The 26,518-nt window shown below is 68.8% G+C and carries 21 protein-coding genes and 4 pseudogenes; 5 read left to right on the top strand and 20 right to left on the bottom strand.

Translation table 11 applies throughout. The annotated features are described in order from the left end of the window. Positions 1–108 precede the first annotated feature (108 nt). The 9 genes and pseudogenes from holA to ACRQ5B_RS13815 form a co-directional block, all read right to left on the bottom strand. Positions 109–1,122, bottom strand: coding sequence for a DNA polymerase III subunit delta (gene holA / locus ACRQ5B_RS13855; RefSeq protein ID WP_432394793.1), 1,014 nt, complete (start codon positions 1,120–1,122; stop codon positions 109–111). Next, positions 1,056–1,919, bottom strand: a complete 864-nt coding sequence (locus ACRQ5B_RS13850) for a ComEC/Rec2 family competence protein (protein ID WP_432394791.1) — start codon at positions 1,917–1,919, stop codon at positions 1,056–1,058. The genes holA and ACRQ5B_RS13850 overlap by 67 nt, the downstream gene beginning before the upstream one ends. A gap of 70 nt (positions 1,920–1,989) precedes the next feature. Further along, positions 1,990–2,040, bottom strand: a pseudogene (locus ACRQ5B_RS13845) (hypothetical protein); the annotation flags it as partial. A gap of 1,054 nt (positions 2,041–3,094) precedes the next feature. Then, positions 3,095–3,964, bottom strand: coding sequence for a ComEA family DNA-binding protein (locus tag ACRQ5B_RS13840; RefSeq protein WP_432394789.1), 870 nt, complete (start codon positions 3,962–3,964; stop codon positions 3,095–3,097). Positions 3,965–4,034: 70 nt separating this feature from the next. Further along, positions 4,035–5,060, bottom strand: coding sequence for a DegV family protein (locus tag ACRQ5B_RS13835; RefSeq protein WP_432394787.1), 1,026 nt, complete (start codon positions 5,058–5,060; stop codon positions 4,035–4,037). A 74-nt stretch (positions 5,061–5,134) separates the two neighbouring features. Further along, on the bottom strand, positions 5,135–7,663 hold the full coding sequence (leuS, locus tag ACRQ5B_RS13830) for a leucine--tRNA ligase (protein WP_432394785.1): 2,529 nt from the start codon (positions 7,661–7,663) through the stop codon (positions 5,135–5,137). A gap of 430 nt (positions 7,664–8,093) precedes the next feature. After that, positions 8,094–9,608 carry a glycerol kinase GlpK gene (gene glpK, locus ACRQ5B_RS13825; protein WP_432394783.1) on the bottom strand — a complete coding sequence of 505 codons (1,515 nt, stop codon included), beginning with the start codon at positions 9,606–9,608 and terminating at the stop codon, positions 8,094–8,096. A 61-nt stretch (positions 9,609–9,669) separates the two neighbouring features. Next, positions 9,670–10,421 (bottom strand): annotated as a pseudogene (locus tag ACRQ5B_RS13820) (MIP/aquaporin family protein). Between the two features lie 155 nt (positions 10,422–10,576). Beyond that, the gene (locus ACRQ5B_RS13815; RefSeq protein ID WP_432394781.1) at positions 10,577–12,340 is read right to left on the bottom strand and encodes a glycerol-3-phosphate dehydrogenase/oxidase; all 1,764 of its coding nucleotides are present in this window, start codon (positions 12,338–12,340) and stop codon (positions 10,577–10,579) included. A gap of 123 nt (positions 12,341–12,463) precedes the next feature. On the opposite strand from ACRQ5B_RS13815, the gene ACRQ5B_RS13810 reads away from it, so the two are divergent. The 4 genes and pseudogenes from ACRQ5B_RS13810 (at position 12,464) to ACRQ5B_RS13795 (ending at position 16,405) form a co-directional block, all read left to right on the top strand. After that, a complete protein-coding gene (locus ACRQ5B_RS13810; protein ID WP_432394779.1) occupies positions 12,464–13,426 on the top strand; it encodes a sugar-binding transcriptional regulator in 963 nt (320 codons plus the stop codon). A gap of 48 nt (positions 13,427–13,474) precedes the next feature. Further along, positions 13,475–14,344 carry an aldo/keto reductase gene (locus ACRQ5B_RS13805; RefSeq protein WP_432394777.1) on the top strand — a complete coding sequence of 290 codons (870 nt, stop codon included), beginning with the start codon at positions 13,475–13,477 and terminating at the stop codon, positions 14,342–14,344. Between the two features lie 44 nt (positions 14,345–14,388). Continuing rightward, complete coding sequence (locus ACRQ5B_RS13800; RefSeq protein ID WP_432394775.1) at positions 14,389–15,318, top strand: alpha/beta fold hydrolase; 930 nt, start codon at positions 14,389–14,391, stop codon at positions 15,316–15,318. Further along, a pseudogene (locus tag ACRQ5B_RS13795) lies at positions 15,315–16,405 on the top strand (glycosyltransferase family 4 protein). Before ACRQ5B_RS13800 ends, ACRQ5B_RS13795 begins: the two are co-directional and overlap by 4 nt. A gap of 77 nt (positions 16,406–16,482) precedes the next feature. Here ACRQ5B_RS13795 and ACRQ5B_RS13790 read toward each other — a convergent pair. Both ACRQ5B_RS13790 and ACRQ5B_RS13785 read right to left on the bottom strand, forming a co-directional pair. Continuing rightward, positions 16,483–16,686 carry a tautomerase family protein gene (locus ACRQ5B_RS13790; RefSeq protein WP_432394772.1) on the bottom strand — a complete coding sequence of 68 codons (204 nt, stop codon included), beginning with the start codon at positions 16,684–16,686 and terminating at the stop codon, positions 16,483–16,485. 62 nt (positions 16,687–16,748) lie between these two features. Further along, the gene (locus ACRQ5B_RS13785) at positions 16,749–17,168 is read right to left on the bottom strand and encodes a hypothetical protein (protein ID WP_432394770.1); all 420 of its coding nucleotides are present in this window, start codon (positions 17,166–17,168) and stop codon (positions 16,749–16,751) included. A gap of 133 nt (positions 17,169–17,301) precedes the next feature. On the opposite strand from ACRQ5B_RS13785, the gene ACRQ5B_RS13780 reads away from it, so the two are divergent. Further along, on the top strand, positions 17,302–17,925 hold the full coding sequence (locus ACRQ5B_RS13780; protein WP_432394767.1) for a hypothetical protein: 624 nt from the start codon (positions 17,302–17,304) through the stop codon (positions 17,923–17,925). A gap of 183 nt (positions 17,926–18,108) precedes the next feature. Here ACRQ5B_RS13780 and ACRQ5B_RS13775 read toward each other — a convergent pair whose 3' ends face one another. The 9 genes and pseudogenes from ACRQ5B_RS13775 to mihF all read right to left on the bottom strand — a co-directional run bounded on the left by ACRQ5B_RS13775 (position 18,109) and on the right by mihF (position 26,403). Further along, positions 18,109–18,498 (bottom strand): hypothetical protein, encoded by a 390-nt coding sequence (locus tag ACRQ5B_RS13775; protein ID WP_432394764.1) that lies wholly within the window; start codon positions 18,496–18,498, stop codon positions 18,109–18,111. A 428-nt stretch (positions 18,499–18,926) separates the two neighbouring features. Then, on the bottom strand, positions 18,927–19,496 hold the full coding sequence (locus tag ACRQ5B_RS13770; RefSeq protein WP_432394761.1) for an RNA polymerase sigma factor: 570 nt from the start codon (positions 19,494–19,496) through the stop codon (positions 18,927–18,929). A 131-nt stretch (positions 19,497–19,627) separates the two neighbouring features. Continuing rightward, entirely contained in the window at positions 19,628–20,014 is a 387-nt protein-coding gene (locus tag ACRQ5B_RS13765) for an NUDIX domain-containing protein (RefSeq protein WP_432394758.1), read from the bottom strand. A 137-nt stretch (positions 20,015–20,151) separates the two neighbouring features. After that, positions 20,152–22,385, bottom strand: a pseudogene (locus ACRQ5B_RS13760) (primosomal protein N'). A 146-nt stretch (positions 22,386–22,531) separates the two neighbouring features. Continuing rightward, positions 22,532–23,767, bottom strand: a complete 1,236-nt coding sequence (gene metK / locus ACRQ5B_RS13755; protein WP_432394756.1) for a methionine adenosyltransferase — start codon at positions 23,765–23,767, stop codon at positions 22,532–22,534. Positions 23,768–23,845: 78 nt separating this feature from the next. Beyond that, complete coding sequence (locus ACRQ5B_RS13750; protein ID WP_432394753.1) at positions 23,846–25,147, bottom strand: bifunctional phosphopantothenoylcysteine decarboxylase/phosphopantothenate synthase; 1,302 nt, start codon at positions 25,145–25,147, stop codon at positions 23,846–23,848. A gap of 26 nt (positions 25,148–25,173) precedes the next feature. Next, positions 25,174–25,437, bottom strand: coding sequence for a DNA-directed RNA polymerase subunit omega (gene rpoZ, locus ACRQ5B_RS13745; protein ID WP_138769242.1), 264 nt, complete (start codon positions 25,435–25,437; stop codon positions 25,174–25,176). A 44-nt stretch (positions 25,438–25,481) separates the two neighbouring features. After that, a complete protein-coding gene (gene gmk, locus ACRQ5B_RS13740; RefSeq protein WP_432394750.1) occupies positions 25,482–26,051 on the bottom strand; it encodes a guanylate kinase in 570 nt (189 codons plus the stop codon). Positions 26,052–26,070: 19 nt separating this feature from the next. After that, a complete protein-coding gene (mihF, locus tag ACRQ5B_RS13735) occupies positions 26,071–26,403 on the bottom strand; it encodes an integration host factor, actinobacterial type (RefSeq protein ID WP_432394747.1) in 333 nt (110 codons plus the stop codon). Positions 26,404–26,518: the final 115 nt, after the last annotated feature.

The raw sequence follows: 26,518 nt of genomic DNA, 5'->3' as shown, positions 1-26,518 counted from the left end.
TCAGCTGAACTGATGATTGTGGCCGGCACCGCCAAGGTGCCGGCCACAGCCAGTTAACGCGGCTTTACGGAGCGCCGGGCTGCCGCCGCAGCGACGTACGGCCCGGCCCTAGCGGCGGACGGAACCGGCGATGACCGTGACGGCGTGTTCGACGGCGTAGACCGGGTCCCGGGACAGGCCCTTGACCTGCGCGTCAGCCTCGGCGGTGACCTGGATGGAGCGCACCAGCCCCTCCGGGGTCCACCGGCGGACGTCCCGCTGCGCCTGCTCGACCAGCCAGGGCTGCATGCCCAACTGCTTGGCGATCTGGGACGACGAGCCCTGCGCCCCGGCAACCTTTGCGAGGGACCGGAGCTTGGCCGCCAGCGCGGCGACTATAGGCACCGGGTCCGCCCCGGTATCCAGGGCATGGCGCAGGGTGGAAAGAGCGAGCGGGGCGTTTCCAGCCATGGCGGCGTCGGCGACCTTGAACCCGGAGGCCTCGACCCGGCCGCCGTAGTAGCGGTCCACCATGTCGGCGTCGACGGCGGTGGTGGCGTCGGCGATCAGCTGGCTGCAGGCGGCGGCCAGCTCGGCCAGACTCGCCCCGACTGCGTTGATCAGGGCCTGGACGGCGTCGGGTTCGATCCGGCGCGAGGCGGCCTTGAACTCGGTCATGACGAAGGAAATCTTGTCGGCGTCCTTTTTCATCGGCTGGCAGTCGACCACGGGCCAGCCCCCGGCCTTGATAGCGTCCAGCAGCTTCTTGCCGCGGACTCCCCCGCCGTGCCGCATCACCATGACGGCGTCCGGTTCCGGTTGCGCCAGGTACTTCAGGGCGTCGGCCAGGAAGGCGTCGTTCATCGACTCCAGCGCCTCGACCTCGATCAGCTTCTGCTCGCCGAACAGGGACGGGCTGACGTTCATGGCCAGCGCGCCGGGTTCGTAGGCGGCGGCGCTCATGCGGGTCACCTCGACATCGGGGGCTGCCGCACGGACCAGTTGCCGCAGCCGGTCCATGGCGCGGGACGCCAGGTAATCCTCGGGCCCGCCCACCAGCACCACGGGAGCAGGCGTCACGTCCCGCCAGGTGGCGGTGTTCGTGGCCGCGGCCTTGGTGCGTGGGTTTTGGGCAGCAGCCACTGGTGATTCCTCCGGAGGGTTGGTTTGCAGACTCTAAGCGTCCCACGGCGTCGGCGGACGGCCAAGCCGCGGGGAGCCCATTCGCGCCCGTCCACCACCAGGGCCAGCAACCGCACCGTCCGCCCGTGCATCGCGAGCATGAGGCGCCAGGCCCGCACCGGGTGGCAGAGCAGCCAGGCGGCGCCGAGGGTGAGGACGGACAGCAGCACCATGGTCGAGGCTCCCACCCCGCCCTCCGGCCACACCAGTGCGGCTCCCGGAAGCCCGGCAAAAATCCGCGCGACGGCTCCGACACCGGCGGCGAAGATCCCGGCAAGAGCCATCGGCACGGACGCAAGGGCCGGTGACACCGCGAGCAACGGAACGGCGGCCGTGCCCAGCAGCGTCACCGGTGCCACCAGGGCGGCGGCAGCAAGGTTCGCCGCGAGGGCATAGGTGGAAAAGCTCGGCTGTAGCAGGACGATCACCGGGCCGCAGAACAACTGGGCGGAGAACGGCACGGCGACACCGGCAGCGACGGCGCGGGGCACCGCGGGCGGAAACCACGTCATCACGGGCCGTCCCGCCACAATAATGCCAAGGGTCGCGAGGACCGACAGCAGGAACCCGAAGTCACCCGCCAGCCCGGGGTCGAACAGAAGCAGCACGATCACCGCCGTGCACAAGAGGCTCAGCGCCTGCCCGGACTGGCCCGCCGCGACGGCCGCCAGCCCGATGGCGCCCATGCAAGCGGCGCGCAGGACGCTGGCATCCGGGCCCACCAGCGCCACGAACAGCGCCAGCCCGGCCAGGGCCAAGCCTCGCGGCCGCGGGCCGGGGAAGCCGCAGGCTCCGGGCCCCAAGGAGGAGCGCACCCAGCACCAGGCTGCAGTTGGCCCCGCTCACGGCGGTCAGGTGGGTCATGCCGACGGTCTTCATCGCTGCGGCCACCCCGGGGTCCAGGGCGGAGGTGTCGCCCGTGACCATGCCGGGAAGCAGTCCGCGGGCCTGGCCGGGCAGTGTCCGGGCCGCCGCCGTGTAGCGGGCGCGCAACCGGGACAGCGCCGCCTCCGGACCACCCCCGGTGCCGCCCGTCCCTGCCAGCGGAACCGGTGACGTACTGGCGGAGAGCGTCCCCGCCTCGGTGCGGCCGGCCCCGGCGGCCCTGAGCTTTCCGGTGGCGCGAATCTGCTGGCCGGGTTCCACGCCGGCCCAGTCCTCTCCGCCGAGGACGGTCATGGGTGTGGCCGTCCCGATGCGCTGGCCATCGTGGATGAGGGTGCGGAGGGTAGCTTCGACGGACCACCGCGCGGAGGCACCTCGGCCCGGCGACGCGGAGAGGCGTTCCGGAGCGGCGGTGATGTCCAGCTCGGCCACCACCGACGCGCGGGCGGCGAAGGCTTCAGCCACGGCGCCCTGCTGCCGTTCGGTGGCGGCGGCTCCCGCATGCGATCCGGCCGCGGCGGCGAGGGCTAGCCCCACGGCCAAGGTCGCCCTTACGCTTCTCCGGGCGTGGCGTTTCTTGCACCGTGCGCGCGTCAATCTGCGGGCGAGCAGGAATCCGATACCGGCGAGGAACACGGCGCAGATCAGCGCCTGATCCAGCGGCCGGATCCACGCCCCCGCCAGGGAGCTGGCCCAGACCAGCAGCGCGGCCGGCACGAGGCGGAGGTCGCTCCGCCGCCGGGCTCCGCTGTCGGGAGGACCGTTCCGCCGGGCAGACACGGAACTCGATTGGCGGGAATGCGGCGTACCGGTGAGGAGGCCGGACAGCGTCTTGCCAAGACGTGCCTCCAGCCGCCTCCTGACACTGCCGTCCCGCAAGGACCGTGCCTGCCCGTCTGACTTCTTTCGCTTGCGCTTGTCCGTCAGGGCACCTGAAGTGTCCGTCGGCTCCGGCTGCGGCGCCAGGCTGAAGACCGCGGCGTCCCGGTAGGCTTGCCAGGGACGGTGCTGGTGCCCGTGTTCCGGCTGCCGGAGCTCGCGTGGCATGTCAGACCCGCACCAACGGCAGCAGGGCCTCGAGGAGTTTAGGCCCGACGCCGTCCACGGCGTCGAGCTCCTCGACCCGGGTGAACCGGCCGTGTTGTTTGCGCCAGTCCACAATCCGCTGGGCGAGCACCGGCCCCACCCGCGGAAGCGTGGCGAGTTCCTCCGCGTCGGCGGTGTTGAGGTTGACCTTCGCGGTCCCGCTCCCGGGTGCCCCGGTCCCGCTTCCACTGCCACCACCTGTCCCGCCGGTCCCGCTTTCGCTGCTAGCGGCGGACCCGCCTCCCTCCCCCGACGCCCCGCCCTGCGGATCCTGCGCCTCTGGGCTGCCCCGTTCGGGCACGACGATCTTTTGGCCGTCCTCCACGGCCGCGGCCAGGTTCAGCCGGTCCAGGTCCGCGGTGGGCGTGGCCCCGCCGGCGGCGGCGATTGCCTCATGGAGCCGGCTGCCCGCCGCTAGTGTGAGCACCCCGGGCCGGATGACGGCACCCGTGACGTGTACGACGACCCGCTCGACCGGTGCGGCGGGCGCAGTCTCCACGGCCGCGGCAGTTGTTGACGTCTCACTCAGGGGCTCCACCCGCGGAGCGGAGCCGGCGGCCCGCCACCAGAACCAGCCTCCGAGCAGCACCGCAACCACAGCAAGCAGGACGGCGGCCCCGCGGGCCGTTCGCCAGCGCACCAGTGGCGGCGCAAACTCCGGCATCTCGTCGTCCGGCCGGGCGTCAGGGCACGAATCGAAGGAATCCAGCAGGGGCGCATCGTCTGCGGACCCCTCGGCAGACGTGTCCCCGGGCGATCCGAGGCTGGCCGCCCAACGGTGCCGGGCCGCGCGGGGACCCGCAAGGGTCGAAGTCGGGGAGCGGCGCGGCATGCGTCCACGCTAGGTGCCCACGCAGCACTGCTGGCAGGTCCCGGTAGGCCTATGTGGACAGCTCGCCCTGCTAAGGCCCGGCCGGCGGACCGCTCGGAGCGGAAGACGGCGTCGGAGATGGGACGGGGGTGCTGCTCTCCCCCACCACGACGGCCAGCACCCCCAGCCCGGCGTGGGCCGCGAGGACGGCCGGCAGCGAGCTGATCTGCGCGGGTGGGCAGCCGGGCAGCTGGTCCGCCAACCGGGCCGCCAGCTGTTCGGCCTCGGCTGGGTTCCCGAAGTGGTGCACGGCGATCCGAGCTTCACCGGCGGGACGGGACAGGGCGTCGTCGGCCGCGATTTCCTCCAGGCGCGCCACCGCCCGGGCCGCGGACCGGACGCGTTCCAACGGGACGATCCTGCCGTCGTCGACCGCCAGGATGGGCTTGATCGAGAGCATGGTTCCCCAGAGGGACGCGGCCGCTCCGATCCGTCCGCCGCGGCGCAGCTGCTCCAGGCTGGGGACATAGAAGTACACCTTGGTGCGGGCCAGCCGGGCCTCGGCGAAGCCGCGCACGGCCGCGGCGTCCAGCCCGTCGGCCGCGGCCACGACGGCGCTCTGGACGCCCATGCCTTCGGCCATGCCGGCGGTACGGGAGTCCAGCACCTCCACCGGGATATCCACCCGGGCGGCCGCCAGCCGGGCCGAGTCCGCGGTGCCCGAGAGCTCGGCGGAGAGATGGATGGACAGCACGGCTTCGAACCCGCGGGCGGCGGCCTCGCGGTAGGCGCGTTCGAACTGGCCCGGCGACGGACGCGAAGTCCGGACCGCCACACCGCCGGCCAGGGCCACGGCGATGGTTTCGGCGATGTCGTCCTCGCCCTCACCGTAGATTTCCTCGCCCACCATAACCGGCATGGGCACCACGGTCAGGCGACCGTCGGAGGTGAAGTCGCGCACCCAATCGGCAGGGAGGGCCGCGGCGGAATCGGTCACCACCGCGGTCCGGACGACGGGGACCACGGCGAGCTCGGCGGCATCCGGCCGGGTGGCGCGGCGCAGCCGAAGCAGACGCTCCCCCAGCCAGGGCCAGCCGGGCGGCTCACGGTCAGGCACGAAACACCCCTTGGAATGTGGTCCGGCCGCCGGCGAAAACGCCGACGGCCGGTGACAGCATAACTCCGGTCCGGCTAGGCCGGAACGATGTTGACCAGTTTGGGTGCCCGCACGATCACGGTGCGGATCCCCCGGCCGTCCATGGCGCGCTGGACGTTCTCCGAGGCCAGCGCCAGTTCGCGCAACTCATCCTCGGAGATCTCCGGGGAGACCTCCAGCCGGTCGCGGACCTTGCCCTGCACCTGGACGACGGCGGTGACCGTGTCCTGGACCAGCAGGGCCGGGTCGTGGGCCGGCCAGCCCGCGTTGGCAACGGAAGCCGGGTGTCCCAGGACGTTCCACAGGTCTTCGGCCGTGTACGGGGCGAAGAGGCTGAGGATCACCGCGACGGCCTCGACGGCCTCACGGACGGCGGGGTCCGCGCCGCCCGCACCGGCATCGATGGTCTTGCGGGTGGCGTTGACCTGTTCCATCAGCTTTGCCACGACGACGTTGAACTTGTTCGCGTCCAGGAGCGCCTGGGCGTCGGCGATGGTGCGGTGCGTGACGGCACGCAGCGCCCGGTCACCGGCGGCGAAGTCGACGCCGGGCTCGCTGGTGACGTCCTGGCCGAGCCGCCAGGCGCGGGCCAGGAACTTCGCGGAGCCCGAGGGCGAGACGTCCGCCCAGTCGACATCGTCCTCCGGCGGGGAGGCGAAGATCATGGTCAGGCGGACGGCGTCGACGCCGTACTTGTCCAGCTGTTCGCCCAGGTCAACGCCGTTGCCGAGGGACTTGCTCATGGCCTTGCCGCCGTTGAGGACCTGGCCCTGGTTTAGCAGCGCCCGGAAGGGCTCGTCGGCCTCGATCAGGCCCATGTCGTGGATGACCTTGGTGAAGAAGCGGGCGTAGAGCAGGTGCAGGATGGCGTGCTCGACGCCGCCCACGTACTGGCCCACGGGCATCCAGTCGTTGATCTTCGCGGGATCGAACGGCCCCTCGGTGTACTCCGGGGAAACGAACCGCAGGAAGTACCAGGAGGAGTCCACGAAGGTGTCCATGGTGTCCGTGTCGCGCTTTGCCGGGCCGTGGCAGGACGGGCACTCCACATTGACCCAGGCCTCGGCGGCGGCCAGCGGGGAGGTGCCCTTCGGGGACAGGTCCTCGCCGCGGAGGTCATCGGGCAGGGTGACCGGCAGCTGGTCGTCCGGGACCGGGACCTCGCCGCAGTCGGGGCAGTGAATGATCGGGATGGGGGCGCCCCAGAACCGCTGACGGCTCAGCAGCCAGTCACGCAGGCGGAAGTTCACGAACTTCTCGCCGGTTCCCAGCTTCTCCAGGATGGTGATGGCGGCGGGAATGGCCTCGGCCTTGGGCAGGCCGTTCAGCTCGCCGGAGTTGATCAGGGTGCCCGCGCCGGCGGTGGCGGTGCCGGAGACGGCGGGGTCCTCCTCGCCGGTGTCCAGGACGGCCCGGACCGGCAGGTCGAAGGTCTTGGCGAAGTCCAGGTCGCGCTGGTCGTGGGCGGGCACGGCCATGATGGCGCCGGTGCCATAGTCGGCCAGCACGTAGTCGGCAGCCCAGACCGGCAGCTTCTCGCCGTTCAGCGGGTTGATGGCGTAGCGGCCGGTGAAGACGCCGGTCTTTTCGCGTTCGGTGGACTGGCGTTCGATCTCGGAGAGGGCCTTGACCTGCTCGCGGTAGGCGTCCAGGGCCGCTGCGTGTTCCTCGGTCACCAGTTCGACGGCGATCGGTGCGTCGGCGGCGACCACGAAGAACGTCGCGCCGTACAGGGTGTCCGGGCGGGTGGTGAAGACGGTGACGTCCTTGGCGGGCTTGCCGCCGTCGGCCTCGACGACGAAGGTGACGTGGGCACCCTCGGAGCGGCCGATCCAGTTCTTCTGCATGGCCAGGACCCGCTCGGGCCAGTGGCCGCGCAGTTCCTCCATGTCGTCCAGCAACCGGTCCGCGTAGTCGGTGATCTTGAAGTACCACTGGTTCAGGGACTTCTTGGTCACGGCGGTGCCGCAGCGTTCACAGGCGCCGTTGACCACCTGTTCGTTGGCCAGCACGGTCTGATCCTTGGGGCACCAGTTCACCGGGGAGTTCTTGCGGTACGCCAGGCCGCGCTCATAGAAGCGCTTGAACAGCCACTGGGTCCAGCGGTAGTACTCCGGGTCGGAGGTGTGCAGCCGGCGGGACCAATCGGCGGAGATCGCGTACCGCTTGAAGGACGCGGCCTGGGTGTCGATGTTGGCGTAGGTCCACTCGCTCGGGTGGGCGTTGCGCTTGATGGCGGCGTTCTCGGCGGGCAGGCCGAAGGAGTCCCAGCCGATCGGGTGCAGCACGTCGAAGCCCTGCTGGCGCAGGTAGCGGGCGACGACGTCGCCCATCGCGAACGCTTCGGCGTGGCCCATGTGCAGGTCGCCCGAGGGGTAGGGGAACATGTCCAGCACGTAGCGGCGTTCCTTGGAGCCGTCGTCGACCGGGGTGAAGACCTTGAGGTCCTCCCAGACCTGCGGCCACTTCGCCTCCATGGCGGCGAAATTGTAGGTGCCCTCCTCGGGGGCGGCACCTGCGACGGCTGCTGCTGTTCCGGTCTCTGTCTCCGGCTGAACGCTCACTGCTGGCCTCTTCTATTCTTTTCGATCTTGTCCGATCAGGACGGGTCGCGCCTGATCCTTCGGTCCCCTGCTCCGGGCCCGCACTTCGTCCCGGACACACAAAAGCCCCTCACACGGAGGGGCTGCCGCTCGACAATCCGGAGCTCTTACCGGGATGCCGGGCGGCTAGCTAAGCAGGAGGATCGCACGCATACGACTACTTTAGCGCACCCGCACCCCACCCCACCCGAACCACGTCGATCCGAGCGGCTGAAGTATGGGTTGGCTGGAGAGGGAGGCCGCACCCCGCCCCCACCCGAACAACGTCGATCCGAGCGGCTGAATGAGTCCTGCCCGGAAATGCCGAATTGTTGAGGGGGCCCGGGAGCGGCTTCGGGCGTCCGCGAAGCGGGCGGGGCCCCCTCAACAGTGAAGGCATCGTCGCTGGGACTTACTTGACGTCCTCGTCGACCCAGTCCATGGACTTGGTGACGGCCTTCTTCCAGAGGCGCATCTGGCGGTCGCGCTCGGCGTCGTCCATCTGCGGCTCCCAGCGCTTGTCCTCGGACCAGTTGGCCGAGCACTCGCCCAGGTCCTTCCAGAAGCCGACGGCGAGGCCGGCCGCGTAGGCTGCGCCCAGCGACGTGGTCTCGACGACCTTCGGGCGGATTACCGGCACGCCGAGGATGTCGGCCTGGAACTGCATCAGCGCGTCGTTGGCGACCATGCCGCCGTCGACCTTGAGCTCGCTCAGCGGCACGCCGGAGTCGGCGTTGACGGCGTCGAGCACCTCGCGGGTCTGGAAGGCGGTGGCCTCCAGGGCGGCCCGGGCGATGTGGTTCTTGTTCACGTACCGGGTCAGGCCGACGATCGCGCCGCGGGCGTCGGAGCGCCAGTACGGGGCGAAGAGACCGGAGAACGCCGGGACGATGTAGACCCCGCCGTTGTCCTCGACCGAGGCGGCCAGGGTCTCGACCTCGGGGGCGCTGCTGATCATGCCGAGGTTGTCGCGCAGCCACTGGACCAGCGAACCGGTCACGGCGATCGAGCCTTCCAGGGCGTAGTGCGGCTTGGCGTCGCCGAGCTTGTAGCCGACGGTGGTCAGCAGGCCGTTCTTGGAGTGGACGATCTCCTCACCGGTGTTGAAGATGAGGAAGCAGCCGGTGCCGTAGGTGTTCTTGGCCTCACCGGCGTCGAACGCCGCCTGGCCGAACGTGGCGGCCTGCTGGTCGCCCAGGATGCCGGCGACCGGAACCTCACGCAACAGCTGGGAGGTGTGGACCGTGCCGTAGACCTCGGAGGAGGACTTGATGGCGGGCATCATGGAGGCCGGGACGCCGAAGGCATCCAGGATGTCCTGGTCCCAGGAGAGGGTCTCGAGGTCCATGAACATGGTCCGGGAGGCGTTGGTCACGTCGGTGACGTGGACGCCGCCGTCGGTGCCGCCGGTGAGGTTCCAGAGCACCCAGCTGTCGGTGTTGCCGAAGACCAGGTCGCCGGCCTCGGCCTTGGCGCGGGCGCCGTCGACGTTGTCCAGAATCCACTTGATCTTGGTGCCCGAGAAGTAGGTCGCCAGCGGCAGGCCCACCTTCTGCTTGAAGCGGTCCGGGCCGCCGTCCTTGGCGAGCTCGTCCACGATCGACTGGGTGCGGGTGTCCTGCCAGACGATCGCGTTGTAGACCGCCTTGCCGGTGGTCTTGTCCCAGACGACGGCGGTTTCACGCTGGTTGGTGATGCCGACGGCGGCGATGTCGTGGCGGGTCAGGTTGGCCTTGGAAAGCGCGGAGGCGATGACCTCGCGGGTGTTGTTCCAGATCTCCGCGGGGTCGTGCTCCACCCAGCCGGCCTGCGGGAAGATCTGCTCGTGCTCCATCTGGCCGGTGGAGACGATGTTGCCGCTGTGGTCGAACACGATAGCGCGGGTGCTGGTGGTTCCCTGGTCAATGGCGATTACGTACTGGTTCACGTTGACGTCCTTGTCTGTATTGCCTGGCGGTTGAAGGTAATGCGTACGGGGGGTATCCGGGTCAGGAAGCGGCGGCGGTGGCGATGATCGGCACGATGGCCGCCACGATGCCGGCGAGGCCGCCGCCCACCAGCGGACCCACAACCGGGATCCAGGAGTAGCTCCAGTCCGAGGAGCCCTTGCCCTTGATCGGGAGCAGCGCGTGGGCGATGCGGGGGCCGAGGTCACGCGCGGGGTTGATGGCGTAGCCGGTGGGACCGCCGAGGGAGACGCCGATGGCGACCACCAGGAGGGCCACGGCCAGCGGGCCAAGGCCGGAGGGGTTCCGCCGAAGGTCAGGATGACGAAGACCAGGACGAAAGTGCCGATGATCTCGGTGATAAGGTTCCACGGGGTGGAGCGGATGGCCGGACCGGTGGAGAATACGCCGAGCTTGCTGGCGGGTTCGGGTTCAGCGTCGAAGTGCTGCTTGTGGGCCAGCCACATGACGACGGCGCCCAGGAAGGCGCCGAGCAGTTCGCCGCCGAAGTAGGTCATGGTGGATCCGAAGCTAACGGCGACGCCGGGGGCATACTCTGCCTTGCCGTTAAGCAGGAAACCGAAGGTGACGGCCGGGTTCAGGTGTGCGCCGGACTTGGCGGCCACGAAGACACCGGCGAAGACGGCAAGGCCCCAGCCCCAGGTGACCATCAGGAACCCGCCGTTGTTGCCCTTGGTGCCTTTGAGCGCGACGTTGGCCACAACGCCGCAACCCAGCAGGGTCAGCATTGCGGTACCGAATACTTCGGACAGGAAAACTATTCCAAGAGACATCTTTGACTCCTCTATTTTCTGTTGTCGTCCCTCGCGGGTGGAGGGGACGTGTGGCCGGCAGCGGTTTCGCGCTGCCGGCCGGCAACTGCCGTCGGGCCCGTCGGGCCTGGTGGCAGCCTTCACGGCCGGGGGCAATGCCCCCGGCCGCTCAAGTGTTAGGCGACCAGGCTGTGGACCTGGACGCCATGGAAGCGTTCCAGCACCTCCTGGGCGTGGGTGATTTCGGCGCTGCGGGTTGCGGCGTCCCAGCCCAGCGGGCCGGACAGGACGTCGGCTACCTCGTTGAGCAGTTCGCCGGTGACCAGGCCGCGGAACGCCAGCGAGGTGCGGCGGATCAGCACGTCAATCAGGTGGCCGATCTGCTCGTTGCGGGCCATGAACTCCAGCTCGCGGACGCTCAGCTCACGGGTGGAGCGCAGCATCCGGTCCTCACCGGCGTCGAGGAACTCCATGACGGCCTCGGCGCGGGTGCCGTAGCGGGTGAGCAGGCCGGCGGTCCGGTCCGCATCGCGGCCGGAGGTCATGTGGGCCTTGATCCAGCGCTGCACGCCTTCCTCGGACTCGGGGAAGCCGGCGCCACCGCCGATCGCCATCTTGGCGGTGGAGACCTTGCGGCTGCGGCCGAGTTCGGCCAGCACGTCGTTGCTGAGGTGCTCGGAGAGGGCGCGGAACGTGGTCCACTTGCCACCGACGAGGCTCAGCACCACCGGGCTGCCATTGCCGCCGCGGCGTTCGATGCGGTAGTCGCGGCTGACGAAGCCGGGCTGGGTTTCGTCGTGGCGCGGCAGCGGGCGGACGCCGGAGAAGGTGTAGACGATCTGCTCGCGGCTGACCGGCAGGTCCGGGAAGACGTGGCCGATCAGGTCGAAGAAGTAGTCGATCTCGGCGTCGGTGCAGACGGCGTCCTCGGCCATGTCGGCGTCGATGTCGGTGGTGCCGACCAGGACGCGGTCACCCATCGGGTAGATCAGCACGATGCGGCCGTCGGTGTGCTCGAAGAAGATCTCGCGGCCCTGGCAGGCCTCGAGCAGTTCCGGGTGGTCGAGCACGATGTGCGAGCCCTTGGTGCCGCCCATGAACTTCGACGCGGCGCCCATGGCTTCGTTGGTGAGGTCTACCCAGGCGCCAGTGGTGTTGACCACGACGTCGGCGGTGAAGTCGAAGACCTCGCCGGTCAGTTCGTCACGGAGCTGCACGGAACCGGACTTGCCGTCGGCCGCGGTGCCCATGGAGACGAGGGAGAGGTAGTTGCTGGCGCGGGCGCCGTTGCCGCCTGCCTCGCCGGCCTTCTCGCCGTCCTGGAGCACGTCCAGGGTGAGGCGCTCCGGGTTGTGAACGGAGGCGTCGAAGTAGGTTGCGGCGTACTTGATGCCGGGGTGGAGGCGGGGCAGCTCGGCCAGGGCGTTCTTCCGGCCGCGGAACTGGTGCCGGGGCACGGTGCCGCCGTCGCGGGAGAAGAAGTCGTACATGGTCAGGCCGGCCTTGATCAGGAAGGCGCCGCGCTCGGTGTGCTTGCCCTGCTTGTGGGTGAGGAACCGCAGCGGTGCGGCAAGGATGCCGGAGAAGGTGCTGAAGATCGGGATGGTGGTCTGCAGCGGCTTGACGTAGTGCGGGGCGATCCGCAGGAGGCGATTGCGTTCGACGACGGATTCCTGCACCAGGCGGAACTCGCCGTTTTCGAGGTAGCGGATGCCGCCGTGGATCATGTGCGAGGAGGCGCCGCTGGCGCCCTGGCAGAAGTCGCCGCGCTCAACGAGGGCGACGTCGACGCCCTGGAGCGCCAGGTCGCGGAACGTCCCGACTCCGTTAATGCCCCCGCCGATGATGAGTACCTGCGCGTGCGGACGGTCCCGCAGTTGCTGCACCGATGTGCGCTGCTGACCGGGCGCCGGATGACCGGAACTGACCTTGTTTCCCAACACTGCTCCTTGGGGTTTGACGCTGCGCGGCGCGCTTCGGGCACGCCGCCGTTCATGACTATTCTTTGGAGTAATGGAAAATGGAGTCAAGCACTATGCACAAATGTGCAGAAGGGAGCCGCAATGTCCCCGTCGCGCCAGTCGGACGCCCTCCGGGCGGCCCAGTTGTACTACCTCCAGGACCTGACCATGGACGCGATCGCACGGGAGCTGCGCACCTCGCGCTCGACCGTCTCGCGGCTGCTCTCCGCGGCCCGGGAATCGGGGCTGGTGCAGATCCAGATCCGCAGTCCGCTGGACACCGGACCGGAGCTCGCCAGCCGGATCAAGGCCGAATACAAGGTGGACGTCCACGTAGTTCCGGTGGTGGACACCCTGAACGAGGCGGAAACCCTTGATCGTGTGGCCATGCAGGCCGCGCGGACCATCGGCCCGTTGGTCGATTCGAACGCGATCATCGGCGTCGCGTGGGGATCCACGCTGAGCGCCGTCAGCCGCCACCTGACCCGGAAGATCACGCACGACAGCATCATCGTCCAGCTCAACGGCGCCGGAAACATGCAGACCACGGGCATCACCTACGCCTCGGACATCATGCGCCGCTTCGGCAGCGCCTACGGCGCGCGGGTGGAGCAGTTCCCCGTGCCCGCCTTCTTCGACCACGCCGCCACGAAGCAGGCCATGTGGAATGAGCGCAGCGTGCAGCGCATCCTCCAGCTGCAGGCGCGGATGAGCATCGCCATTTTCGGCGTCGGATCGGTCGACGCGGACTACCCCAGCCATGTCTACGCCGGCGGCTACCTCGACGAGGACGACCTCAGCGTCCTGGCCGGGTCCGACGTCGTCGGCGATGTCGCGACCGTCTTCTTCCGCGCGGACGGCTCCTCCGACGGCATCACCCTGAACGAGCGCTCCACCGGGCCGGACCTGGCGCAGCTGCGTCAGGTCCGGCGTCGGATCTGCGTGGTTTCCGGCGCCTCCAAGATCAACGGACTGCGCGGCGCCCTGGCCGCGGGACTGGCGACGGACCTGATCCTGGACGAGGCCAGTGCCCGGCGGCTGGTCAGCACCGAGGGGCTCGGCTGAAGCGGGAGGAACGCCGGAGAGGCCGGGGTACTAGGTAGAGTCGTTGCTATGAGAATGACGCCGCGGGTGACGCTGAACAACGGTGTGCTGATGGACCGCCTGGGCTACGGGCTGTACAAGGTGCCGCCGGCCAATGCCGCCGGGCTGGTGACCATGGCACTGGAGGCCGGCTACCGGCACTTCGACACCGCCGCGATGTACGGCAACGAGACTGGCGTCGGCAAGGCGATTGGTGCGCTGGCAGCGTTCGACGGCGCCACCGGCGGCTCCGGGGAGCGGCACCCGCGGCTGACGCGTGAGGACCTCTTCGTCACCACCAAGCTGTGGAATGACGATCAGGGCTACGACGCAACGCTGCGGGCTTTCGACACCTCGATGGCCAAGCTGGGCCTCGAGTACCTCGACCTTTACCTGATCCACTGGCCCTGCCCCGAGCGCGGCCTCTTCACAGACAGCTACCGGGCGCTGGAGACCTTGTACCGGGAGGGGAGGGTCCGTGCGATCGGCGTCTCCAACTTCCAGCCGGCGCACCTTGACCGGCTGCTGCAGGGTGCGGAGGTGGTCCCCGCGGTGAACCAGATCGAGCTGCATCCGTGGCTGCAGCAGGCCGAACTGCGCGAACTTCACTTCTCCCTGGGGATCGTCACCGAGGCGTGGAGCCCGCTGGGCCGCGGCCAGGTCCTCGAGGACCCGGTGGTGACGGAGATTGCCGCCGCCCACCGCCGCTCCCCCGCGCAGGTCATCATCCGGTGGCACCTGCAACTGGGCAATGTGGTCATCCCGAAGGCCAGCTCCTACGCACGGATCCACGAAAACCACGACGTCTTCGGGTTCGAGCTAACGACGGCGGACCTGGACGCCCTGGCGGGACTGGACCGCGGCTTCCGCACCGGGTCCAACCCGGACAACGTCAACTGACGCCCCGCCGCCCAAAACCCACCGCCGGCCTCCCACCACAACGAATGGAACACGTGGCGACCCAGCCCTCTCCCCCGCAACCGCTCCTCAGCGCCGCCCTGCGGTCCCGCTCCATGGCCTCCACCGTGGACCTTGACGGGACCCGGGTGACGTACTGGACGTATGAACCCGTGCAGGCAACCCCGGAGACCCGCACCATCCTGGTGATTCACGGCTTCCGCGGCGACCACCACGGCCTGCTCCGGGTGGTGGACCAGCTCCCCGAGATGCGCCTGGTGATGCCCGACCTGCCGGGCTTCGGCCTCTCCGGTGCCTTCGCCGCCGGCGCGCACAGCGTGGAGGGGTACGGGCGCTTCGTGGCCGACTTCATGGCCGCCCTGGGGCTGGGAACGGACACCGTGCTGCTGGGCCACTCCTTCGGCTCAATTATCACCAGCCACTTCGTCGCCAACCACCCGGGGGCGGTATCCGAACTGATCCTCATCAACCCGATCGCCGCGCCGGCCTTGGAGGGCCCGAAGGGGCTGATGACCAAAGCCGCGGTGCTCTACTACGAGGCCGCGGCGCGGCTCCCCCGCCGGCTCGGCAACGCCCTCCTGCGCAACCAGCTGATGGTGCGGGTGATGAGCGAGACCATGGCCAAGACCAGGGACAAGCGCCTGCGGCAGTTCGTCCACGCCCAGCACACCGCCTACTTCTCCGCCTTCGCGGACCGGGACAGCCTGCTGGAGGCCTTCAAGGCCTCGGTGGGAAGCAACGTGGCCGAGGTCGCCGAGCGGCTGACGCTGCCGGTGCTGCTGATCGCCGGCGAAAAGGATGAGATCGCCACCCTGCCCGACCAGCACAAACTGCTCCCCCGCCTTCCCGACGGCACCCTTGACGTCATCCCTGGCGTCGGACACTTGATCCACTACGAGACCCCGGAACCCGCCGCCGGTTTCATCCGCCGCTTCCTGAAGGACCACGCCGCGTGAAAATTCTCATCGACGCCCGCTTCACCCGGCTGGACCACCACGACGGCATCAGCCGTTACGGTTCCAGCCTGATCGCGGCCGCCGCCAAGGTGGCCGACGTGTCCATGCTGATCAGCGACACCCGCCAGCTCGCGCTGCTGCCGGACGTGCCCTACACGCTGATTAACAGCCCGCTCTCCCCGGCCGAGCTGTTCGTGGCGCGGAAGGTCAACACGCTGGGGGCCGACGTCGTCGTCTGCCCGATGCAGACCATGGGCAGCTGGAGGCGGAAGTACGCGCTGATCCTGACCCTGCACGACCTGATCTACTACGAGCACCCTGCTCCCCCGGCTTCCTTCCGGCGCCCGTCAGGGTGCTGTGGCGGCTGTACCACAAGGCCTTCTGGCCGCAGCGGGTGCTGCTCAACCGGGCCGACATCGTGGCAACCATCAGCGCCACCACCGAGGCGCTGATGGCCAAGTACCGGCTGACCCGGCGCCCGGTGCGGATCGTCGGCAACGCACCCCAGCCGGGCCTGACCCCGCGTGATCCCGGCGCCGGGGCCGAGAAGACGCTGTTGTACATGGGCTCGTTCATGCCCTACAAAAACGTGGAGACTATGGTCCGCGGCATGGCGGAGCTGCCGGAGATGACCCTCCACCTGCTGAGCCGGATCACGCCCGAGCGCCGTGCCGAGCTGGAGGCTCTGGTTCCCGCGGGCGCCAACGTGGTGTTCCACAACGGGGTCACGGACGAGGAGTACGAAGCCTTGCTGGCCCGGACCACCGCGCTGGTGAGCCTGTCCAAGGCCGAGGGCTACGGGCTGCCGCTGGTGGAAGCGATGTCCCATGGGACGCCGGTGATTGCCAGCGACATCCCGATTTTCCGCGAGGTGGGTTCCGACGCGGTCAGCTACGTGGATCCGTCCTCGCCGGCAGACTTCGCGGCGGCCGTTCGTGCCCTGGAGGATCCGGCGCTGTGGAAGGACCGGTCCGTGCGGTCCGTGCGCCGTGCCGCGGAGTTCAGCTGGGACGAATCGGCCCGCCGGCTCCTCGCCGCGGCCGAGGAAGCGGTGGCGCTGAGGAAGCGGGGCCGACGACGGCGGTAGGGACTGGGTTGGTGCCGGGCGGGGCTCATCTTCGTGCCGTGTGGCGGGGCATCGACGCCGCCGGAGACCCGCTCCGTTCAGAGTGATTCGTCCTGGGCCGAGTCGGCCAGCGTGATGCCCGCGACTGACCAGTTTTCCCGGGGGAGCTCGTGCAGAATGACACGGATGGTATCTGGCCTGATGTCCATCACCTCCGCATATGTGGCGGTCAGCGCGGCCAATAGTTGACGCTTCTTGGCCGTAGAAGACGGGGTGGCATTGAGAACCTGGATGAGGGGCATGCACTGATTCTGACATCGGTCGAGTTTCCTGGCGCGCAGGCAGACAGCGAACTAACCGATCCTTACGACGGCGGCACCTGCACCGGCTTGAAACGAAACGGTCCGCCGCAGCTCGGACCGTATGGGTGCTCCCCCGTCGACTCGCTCTCGATCCTCAGTTCCCTCGCGCCACCGACGCCGGAGGAGTCGACAGCCTTCACAGCGATGGAGCTCACGCCGGCCGCCGGCGTTAGGTAGGGCGCGGATTGAGGCACCAGCCACCGTCCGTCCTCACTCCGGCTGACCGGGGCCGGAGTGCAGCCGCTCCCGAAGCAGGCCGCAACGGACGCGGGCTCCCGGGAAAACATCAGCTCAACGTCGCCGGTGTAGGCGTATCCAATCGCGGGACACGCGGTCTTGGAACCCCCACGGACAAACACCACGGCGGCCACCACGACGGCCAACGTTCCCAGCGCGATGAGGAGGATCCTCCGCGTCTTCATGCGGTGAGCCTACTGCCTCCATCGATTGACCGGCGTGACGCGGCCGACGGTGGGTTCATGGGGTAGGTTTCATTCATCCGGGCAGGAGCCCGTGCATGGAGGGGGACCATTGCGCACGTCAAAAGAGGAGCCGGTGAACGGCCATGTGTCCGGCCGCGACGCTGGCGTGGCGCGCCCGGCAGCGACCTACAGGTCTGCATCGGCCCGGCCCGTGGCCACCGGTGTGTGGGTCTTCGCGACGGCGGCGCTTATCTGGTTAGTGGCCGACGGCGACCCTCACACCGTTAGCCGTGCCGCCCCTTGGCTGGCGCTGGCATCCTGGTTTGTCTATGTTTCGCAGTGGCGCCCGTGCCTTCGCGTCGACACCACAGGGTTCGACGTGGTCAACGGAGTGCGCGATCACCGAATACCGTTCACGGCGGTGACCGACATCGAGGTCAGGTTCACCACGGTCATCTACGCGGCCGGCCGGAAGTATGTGAGCTGGGGTGCCCCGACGCCGCCATCAGCGTTCGGTGCGGGCTTCGGCCGGGAGGTCGAACTGAAGAGCCGCCCCTTCACCGCGCTCCCCAGCAACGAACGGATCAGCCAGCCGGAGACCCGGACCGAGCGGGATGACATCGTCGCGGCGTGGCAGCTGGCCCGGTCCGCGCACGGCACCGCTCCATACGGGTCTGTTGCCTCAACGTGGAGTGCTCCCGTTATCGTGGCCGGGCTGCTCACCCTAGGCGCGGTCATCGCCTCATCGTTCCTCTGAGAACAGCAGCCGAGCCGTCGTCCTAAAGAGCGGACGAGATCATTGAAAGGTCCCGAGCCGTCCTTGGTTGGGACAGCGAAACAGTCCGGTTTTAGACTGTTTACGCCGCTGCAGTTCGCCGGCAAGTGGAGGGCTGCACTGTCCATGAGTAAAAGCTCATACTCCCAAAAGCGGGGATTACCCCTAGAAGCTGAGTCGCCGACTTTCGGTCGTCCCATCGGTGTAAGTAACGTCGACTGGTACTCCCCGATGAGACGCATTCTGCAGCTCGTTGCCGGGCAACCAGAACGCGAATTGACCCTTCGATACGGTCACGACTACTTTTTCCTTGGCGGAGTTGATGTAAGACATCCCCGTCACCTCAGTGCCGACGCGCCCTGAGGCGATCGAGATGGGCTTGTTACCGATAGATCCGGTTCCGAGTTGTGTAGCGGCGATACCTCGTGACGGAAGCGATGCGGCGTTACTGGGCTTTCCGATTGATCCGATCGTTCCCTTGTTGAACCAGGGAGCGGTGGCGTCTGTAGTGCAGGTTGCTTCAAATCCATCTTCTCCGCTGAGGACGACAGTCACCCAAGCTCCTCGCCGTTCTGCGATCGCTACCTTCGCTGCTGAAAGATCGGCCAAGTACATGCCTCCGCCGACGTGCTGTTTGGAACCCAGGCAGTCCGAAACAGCGGCGTCGCGTTCTGAACCAATAAGCGTCCCGGGTGCTGCAGTCCACGTGGCGAAGGCTGGGTCGCCTCCCGATATCGCTGGAAGGACGAGCATTCCTGCTGTGGCTGCGGCTGCGAGTCCACCAAGCGCGACCGCCCGGCACCTGCGATTGGGTGTGGTCCGGGCAGAGAGTCGGGGGGCCGTCTTGCTGGTAATCGCAACGGGAGTCGGTTCGGAGCTGATGATGCGCAGGAGGTCACTCTGTGCCCGCTCGCCAATCGGCGGAGAGCTTTGCTCTACCGCATCCATCGAGCGAAGAAGTACGTCGAGATGCTGGTTGCTGTTCATAGAGTTGAGGCCTTTTCAGGTGATGCCGCAAGAACGCCGGCGGCATGGTGTGGGAGGTGGTCGAAAAGGAGCCGAAGGGCACGCCTGGCGCGCGTAAGTCTCAGTCGGAAGGCGACAGGAGAGATTCCGAGGACTTTGGCTGCCTGTGGAGCAGCCATGTTTTCGAAGACCGCGAGCCCTAGGGCTTCTTGATGGACTTCTGAGAGAAGCGCCCACGCGCGGCTCAGGTCGATTCGGCTGCCGACCAGGTCAGCGTGAGAGGCAGTGAAGAGATCGGGTGATACGTCTGCAAGCCTGACGCCAAGCGACTGGCGTCGTTGTTCCCCACGTTGTGCATTCAGCAAAAGGTTGCGCGTGATCCCGAATATCCAGGCCCGAGCGTCATCTTCAATCGCTGGTGCTTCCTCGAACCTCCTCCAGACGACAAGGAAAGCTTCTGCTACGACGTCCTCGGCATTTGTTGCCACCGAACGCCGCTGAACAAACCGCAAGAGGTCGCCGTATGAAGATTGGTATAACGAACGGAACGCGTCCGCCCTGTCGGAGGGCCTGGATGGATGACTCATATCTTGTACCTGTCCGCCACCCGCCTAAGTGTGTCGCATGTAGTCGGAGAATTCTTGCAAGCTCCTCACCAACCTGGGCGGCGCGGTCATCGCCTCAGCGTTCCTCTGAGAACAGCAGCCGAGCCGTCGGCCTAAAGGTCTCGCCGTTCGCAGCGCTTCCGTTCCGCAAATCCCGAGATCACCTGAGCGTCGTCGGCGTGATAGGTCCGCCACGCGCTGCCGACGTCGACCCACAGGGCGGGTTGGTCCGCCTCCGGAACGAGGCGGTCCTTCGCGGGACTGGCGACCGACCAGTAGGAGAGGTTCAGCGTCGGCGGCAAGTCGTCCCGGTAGGACCGGACAGCCGCGAAGACCGGGGCCGCAGCGATATCCAGGACGAGCCCCGTCTCCTCGGCCAGCTCGCGGGCGGCGCCCTCATGCGGGGTCTCCCCGGCTCCACCTTCCCACCGGGCGGAACCAGCCCCCGCCAGGGATGATCCACCACGAGGATGCTCAGGTAGTCGGGCGAAAACACCCACACGTCTGCCGCCAGCGGGCGCTGCTCCGCCATCCAGACGCTTCGGAACCAACTCTCCACCCCGTCCTCGACAATCTCGGCCGCGGCCAAATCGTTCAGCGCAGCGGCGACGGAGTCCGGGCCATGGATGGGCGCCATCTACAGCACGTCCACGCCGTCGAGCCGGACCTGCACCGGGTCGTCGCTTCGCTTGGCCGCGGCGGCCGCCTTCACGGCCCGCAGCCCCCTAGTCACTTCGGCTGCCTGGGCGTACGGAATGAACAGCAGCGTCCGGACGTCTTCGCCGCGGGACGCGCCGCCGGCCTGGGCGCCCGGCCCACCCGTACCCGGCCCACCGGTGCCTGAAACACCGGCACCTGGCACGCCCGGCGCCGGAAAACCGGATCCGGGAAGCGGAGCGGGTCCGGCGGTCCGCAGCGTGATGCCCCGCGACGCGAGGCCGGCCTCGACGGCGGATGCGAAATGCCCGACCGCCGTCCTCGGTCCGGTGAGGGACGCGACCCGCACCGCAGGGGGCAGAGACAGTTCCTGCCGGAGTCCGAGTTCCCGGCCGGCGTAACCGGCGGGATCCCAGCGCAGCAGGGCGCCCACGCCCGCGGCGTCGTCGGCGGTGATCACCACCAGGCCGCCGTCGGGGGCGGGCCGGACCAGGGCGGCGGCATTGAACCAGCGGCGCACGGCGTCCTCCCCGCCCTGAGGTTTTCGCGGCGCAACAGGGAATCGCCGTCCAGCAGCAGCGCGGCGGCGTATCCGCCCGCCGCCACGGGCTCGGCTCCCACGGTGGCGACCACGAGGGCCTTGGTGTCCGGGACGGTGGCCAGGACCCGGTCACCGGAGGAGTTCACCACGGGCTTGCCGGGGAACGCGCGGCCCAGTTCCTCCGCGGTCCGGAGCGCGCCGGTGGCACCCCGGCGGAGTTGCGTGCCGTTGCAGGTGCCACACCGCCAATGACCCGCCGCGGTTGAGCACCAGCGGCAGACGGGTACGGCGCCGCTGCCAGCGGGGCCGTTGATGGCCAGCGGACCGTTGCAGGCGGTACAGCGGGCCGGTTCGCGACAGCGCTCACACGCCAGCGACGGCGCGTACCCGGCGCGGGCCACCTGCACCAGCACCGGGCCGCGCTCCAGGCCCTCCTTCGCCGCACGCCATGCCGCGCCGGGCAGACGGGCGATCCGGGCCAGCGGATCGCGCTCCTGCTCGAAACTGTCCGCGGTATTCACCACGCGCGGCACGGTCCGGCGCACCACCGTGCGGTCCGCTTCGACGGGAAGCGCCCAGCCGGATTCCACCAGCCGCTGGGTCTCGGTGCTGCGGGCGTGCCCGGCCAGAAGGCAGGCCGCACCCTCGTGCGCCGCCCGCAGCAGGAGCACCTCTCGGGCATGGGCGTACGGGGCCCGTTGTTCGATGTGCAGGTCGTCCCCGTCGTCCCAGCAGACGACCAGGCCGAGGCGGTGCACCGGGGCGTAGGCGGCGGACCGCGTCCCCACCACGACGCCGGCCGCCCCGCTGAGCACCCGCAGGAAGTTCCGGTAGCGCGGGCTTGGCCCGTCGTCGGCGGTCAGCCGCGCCACGTCCTCGGCGGGCAGCAGCTCCAGGAGCGCCGCCTCCACCCGGTCCAGGTCCCGGTAGTCGGGAACGACGACGACGGCACCGCGGCCCGAGCGGCGCACGGCGGCGACGGCTTCGGCGATCAGCCGGGGCCACGCCGCGGGGCCGAAGCCTTGCAGCGCCGAAAGCACCGCACGGGGCGACTCTCCCGCGCCCAGGTGCTGCAGGAACGCCCCGCCGTTGCGGTAGGCGGCCCAGCCCGAGGGCGGCGGCACTGCCGCCTGAGCCGCGTTGTGCGGCTGGGGCGCCTCAGTCCCGGCATCCTCGGGCAGGGGTTCGGTAAACAGGGACGGGTCGAGATCACCGGCGGGGGCGAATTCCTTTTCCAGCCTGGCCATCCGCGGCGGCACGGCAACGCGCAGGACGTCGCTGACGGTGCCGGCGTAGCGGGCCGCGACACGCTCCGCCAGCGCCGCCACCTCGGGGGTCAGCACCGGCACCGGGGAAACGACCTTGTGCAGCGGCACCAGCGCGTGACCGGCATCGGACGCCGCGACGCGCTCCAGCAGGAACCCGCCAAGCTCCTGCCCGCCGAACTTGACCTTCACCCGCACGCCCGGCCTGGCCGACGCGTCCAAATCCGCGGGCACGCTGTAGTCAAAGGGCCGGTCCAGGTGCGGAAGGAAGCTCTCAAGCTGCACCCGGGCCACGGGAAGCTCGGCAGCCAGGGCGGGACCGGCCGCGGCGGCGGAGGCCGGAAAGCCCTGCAGGAGCGAGAGCTGGAAGGGTTCTTCCGGCGCTGCGGCGTGGCGTGACTCGCTCACGGGTCTCTCCTTTCCCAGAGGCTTCGGCCGGCACGACGGCAATCAAACGGGTGCGGGCCCGGACGGAATGGCCGGTTAAAGCAGGTAGCCAGGCCGCCGGTTGGCGGCCTGGCTACAGCACATCACAGAGCACTGACAATGTGGAATCAGGCGTTGAAGAAGGCCTTCAGCGCGTCCACGCGGTCCAGCCGCTCCCAGGTGAAGTCCGGTTCGTCGCGGCCGAAGTGGCCGTGCGCGGCGGTCTTGGCGTAGATCGGGCGCTTGAGGTCGAGGGCGTCGATGATGGCGCGAGGACGGAGGTCGAAGATCTCGGAGATTGCTTCGCTGATGCGTGCCGGGTCCACGGTCTCGGTGCCGAAGGTTTCGACGTAGGTGCCCACGGGGCGCGCCTGGCCGATGGCGTAGGCGATCTGGATCTCGGCGCGGCGGGCCAGGCCGGCGGCCACCACGTTCTTGGCAACCCAGCGCATGGCGTAGGCCGCGGAGCGGTCCACCTTCGACGGATCCTTGCCGGAGAAGGCGCCGCCGCCGTGGCGGGCCATGCCGCCGTAGGTGTCGACGATAATCTTGCGGCCGGTCAGGCCGGCGTCGCCCACCGGGCCGCCGATCACGAAGGCGCCGGCGGGGTTGAGGATGTTGCGTGAACGGGAGGTGTCCAGGTTGGACATGGCCATCACCGGGTTCACCACCTGCTCGGCGAGGTCGGCCCGGAGCTGGTCAAGGCTGGCGCCCTCGGCGTGCTGGCTGGAGATCACGACGGTCTCGAGCGAAACCGGACGGTCGCCGTCGTAGCCCACGGTGACCTGGGTCTTGCCGTCGGGGCGCAGGTAGTCCAGCTGGCCGGACTTGCGGACCTCGGTGAGGCGCTCGGAGAGCCGGTGCGCCAGCCAGATCGGGACCGGCATGTAGGAAGGGGTCTCGTCGCTGGCGTAGCCGAACATGAGGCCCTGGTCGCCGGCGCCCTGGAGGTCGTAGTCGTCCTCCTGGCGGCCTTCGCGGGCCTCGATGGAGTTGAAGACGCCGCCGGCAATGTCGTTGGACTGCTGGCCAATGGAGACGGACACGCCGCAGCGGGCGCCGTCGAAGCCGTTGGCGGAGGAGTCGTAGCCGATGCCCAGGATGGTCTCGCGGACGATCTGCGGGATCTCGACGTAGGCGTCGGTGGTCACCTCGCCGGCGACGTGGACCAGGCCGGTGGTGGCTAGGGTTTCGACGGCGACCCGGGACTCGGGGTCCTTGGCCAGCAGGGCGTCGAGGATGGAGTCGCTGATCTGGTCACAGATCTTGTCCGGGTGTCCCTCCGTCACTGACTCGGAGGTGAAGAGCCGGAGCGAGGCGGGCGTGGACCCGTGGAAGTCTGGGATGTGCAGCGGTAAAGTCACTCAACTACCTTACTGGTTGGGAACGGGCATGCGGCGGCGCGTGACCTCCGATGAGGGAGACCTTGCTAACGCCGGGTGTCAGGCGGGCGGTTGGACCCGGCTCAGCTCGGCGCTGACGCGGTCGATCACGGCGGCAGCGACGTCGGACTTGCTGCCCGACGCCTCTTGGGGTTCGGAGCCGGAGCGGGCGAGGATGACTACGGAATTGGTGTCCTGGCCGAAGACCTCGTCGCGGCCCACCTGGTTGACCACCAGAAGGTCGCAGCCCTTGCGCCGTAGCTTGGCCTCGGCGTACTCGAGGACCCCGCCGTCGGCGTCGCCGGTCTCTGCGGCGAAGCCCACGATCAGCTGGTTGCGGGACGCCGTGTCGCGGACCTCCACCAGTTCCTTAAGGATGTCCGGGTTGCGGACCAGGGTGATGACCGGGTCGGCGGTGTCGTCGCGCTTCTTGATCTTGGTCCCGGAGGTTTCGGCCGGGCGGAAATCGGCCACGGCGGCGGCCATGATGATGACGTCCGACTCGGCGGAGGCGCGCAGGGCGGCCTGCCGGAGTTCCAGCGCGGTTTCCACGCGGACGACGTCGACGCCGTCGGGGGCGGGGACGTCCATGTGCGCGGCGAGCAGCCGCACCTTCGCCCCGGCGTCGCGGGCGGCGGCGGCGAGGGCCACGCCCTGCTTCCCGGAGGAGCGGTTGCCGAGGAAGCGGACCGGGTCCAGCGGTTCGCGGGTACCGCCGGCGCTGATGGTGACCCTGGTGCCGGCCAGCGGCCTTGGGTGGGAAGGCGCGGAACCGGAAGGTGTGGGGCCGGCAGCACCGGAGACGGCAGCGCTCTGCGGGGCGTCAGGGATGCCGGAGGTTTCGGCCAGCGCCATGGCGGCGGCGAAGATCGCGGCGGGCTCAGGCAGCCGGCCGGGTCCGGAGTCGGCGCCGGTGAGGCGCCCGGACGCGGGTTCCAGAACGGTGATGCCGCGGGAGCGCAGGGTCTCGACGTTCGCCTGCGTGGCCTGGTGGCGCCACATCTCGGTGTGCATGGCGGGGGCCATCAGCACCGGGCCGCCGGCCATCAGCAGCGTATTGGTGAGCAGGTCGTTGGCCTGCCCGGTGGCGGCGCGGGCCAGCAGGTCCGCGGTCGCCGGGGCCACCACGATCAGTTCCGCCTCGTGGCCGAGCCGGACGTGGTTGACGGTGTGCACGTCGTCGAAGACGCTGTTGCTCACCGGGTGCCCGGAGAGGGCCTCCCAAGTGGCAACCCCCACGAAGCGGGTGGAGGCGTCGGTGGGGATGACGGTGACGTCATGACCGGCTTCAGTAAAAAGCCGGAGGAGCGATGCCGCCTTGTAGGCGGCAATCCCTCCCCCGACTCCGAGGACTATGCGCACGTGACCTCCGTCAGGCAGCAGAGCAATTACTCTGCGGCGGCCTCGATCGGCGTGGAAACGAGCTTGCCTTCGTTGATCTCGCGCAGGGCGATGGACAGCGACTTCTCGTTCAGCTTGGTGTCGACCAGCGGGCCGACGTACTCGAAGAGGCCCTCGTGCAGCTGTGCGTAGTAGGCGTTGATCTGGCGGGCACGCTTGGCACCGAAGATCACCAGGCCGTACTTCGAGTCGGCTGCCTTCAGCAGTTCGTCGATCGGCGGGTTGATGATGCCTTCAAGGTTCGTGGACACGAATTCTCCAAATTCTTACGGGCCGATACGTCCCGTGGCCGAGGTTACGGGTTCGGGGTCAGCCCCATGAGTGAAACAAGCTCGTCAGCTGCACGGCGAACGTCGTCGTTGACCACGGTGTGGTCAAACTCCGGTTCAGCAGCAAGTTCTAGTTTAGCGGTTTCCAGCCTTTGCTGCTGTTCTTCCGCGGATTCCGTGCCGCGGCCCACCAGGCGGCGGACCATTTCGTCCCAGCTCGGCGGGGCCAGGAAGACGAACTGTGCGTCCGGGACGGCCTGCTTGACCTGGCGTGCGCCCTGCAGGTCGATCTCCAGGAGGACGGAGCGTCCCTCGGCGATGGCGGCGTCGACGGTGGAGCGGAGGGTGCCGTAGCGGTTGCGGCCGTGCACCACGGCCCATTCCAGCAGTTCGCCCTTCTTCACCAGCTCGTCGAACTCGTCGGCGGTCTTGAAGAAGTAGTGCACGCCGTCCTGCTCGCCCGGCCGCGGTTCGCGGGTGGTGGCGGAGACCGAGAGCCAGACGCCCGGGTAGTTGTCCCGGATGTAGGTGGACACGGTGCCTTTGCCGACGGCAGTCGGTCCGGCGAGGACTGTCAGTCCGGGTTTCTTGCTCACATATTCCTTTAGCGGTGCTTTATTTCGAACGGGGCTGCTTCTCGTCTATAAAATCTACCAGCGCGGCGCGTTGGTGGATTCCCAGCCCCCGCACCCGGCGGGAGGCCGCGATGCCGAGCCGCTCCATGATCGCCGCGGCACGGACCTGCCCGATGCCGGGCAGGGCCTCGAGCAGTTCGACCACCCGCATGCGGGCCACCGCCTCGTCCGTCTCCGCGGCGCCGAGCAGTTCGGTGATGGTCAGCCGGCCCGACTTGAGCCGTTCCTTGGCCTCGGCCCGGGTGACCCGGGCGGCGGCAGCCTTGCGCAGGGCATCGGCACGCTCCTGCGGCGTGAGGGGTCGCAAACTCACTGGGGTCCTCCCTGCGTAGCTGTTCCCGAACCTACCCTTTGGCGGCGTCGGAACGCAATGGAGGACCCCGGCATCAGCGGCCCCGGAACCCGCACGGCAGCGGTTCCGCGCGGTG

This window comes from Pseudarthrobacter sp. L19 (assembly GCF_050859435.1).
GTDB lineage: Bacteria > Actinomycetota > Actinomycetes > Actinomycetales > Micrococcaceae > Arthrobacter.
The sequence above is the reverse complement of the archived record's forward strand: the minus strand, read 5'-3'. Positions and strand labels throughout refer to the sequence as shown.

What these genes read in the sequence shown, in the direction of transcription:
- ACRQ5B_RS13840 (WP_432394789.1), bottom strand. Translation starts at nt 3,964, where the DNA reads ATGCCGCGCCGCTCCCCGACTTCGACCCTTGCGGGTCCCCGCGCGGCC.
- ACRQ5B_RS13810 (WP_432394779.1), top strand. Translation starts at nt 12,464, where the DNA reads ATGTCCCCGTCGCGCCAGTCGGACGCCCTCCGGGCGGCCCAGTTGTAC.
- ACRQ5B_RS13805 (WP_432394777.1), top strand. Translation starts at nt 13,475, where the DNA reads ATGAGAATGACGCCGCGGGTGACGCTGAACAACGGTGTGCTGATGGAC.
- ACRQ5B_RS13800 (WP_432394775.1), top strand. Translation starts at nt 14,389, where the DNA reads ATGGAACACGTGGCGACCCAGCCCTCTCCCCCGCAACCGCTCCTCAGC.
- ACRQ5B_RS13790 (WP_432394772.1), bottom strand. Translation starts at nt 16,686, where the DNA reads ATGCCCCTCATCCAGGTTCTCAATGCCACCCCGTCTTCTACGGCCAAG.
- ACRQ5B_RS13785 (WP_432394770.1), bottom strand. Translation starts at nt 17,168, where the DNA reads ATGAAGACGCGGAGGATCCTCCTCATCGCGCTGGGAACGTTGGCCGTC.
- ACRQ5B_RS13770 (WP_432394761.1), bottom strand. Translation starts at nt 19,496, where the DNA reads ATGAGTCATCCATCCAGGCCCTCCGACAGGGCGGACGCGTTCCGTTCG.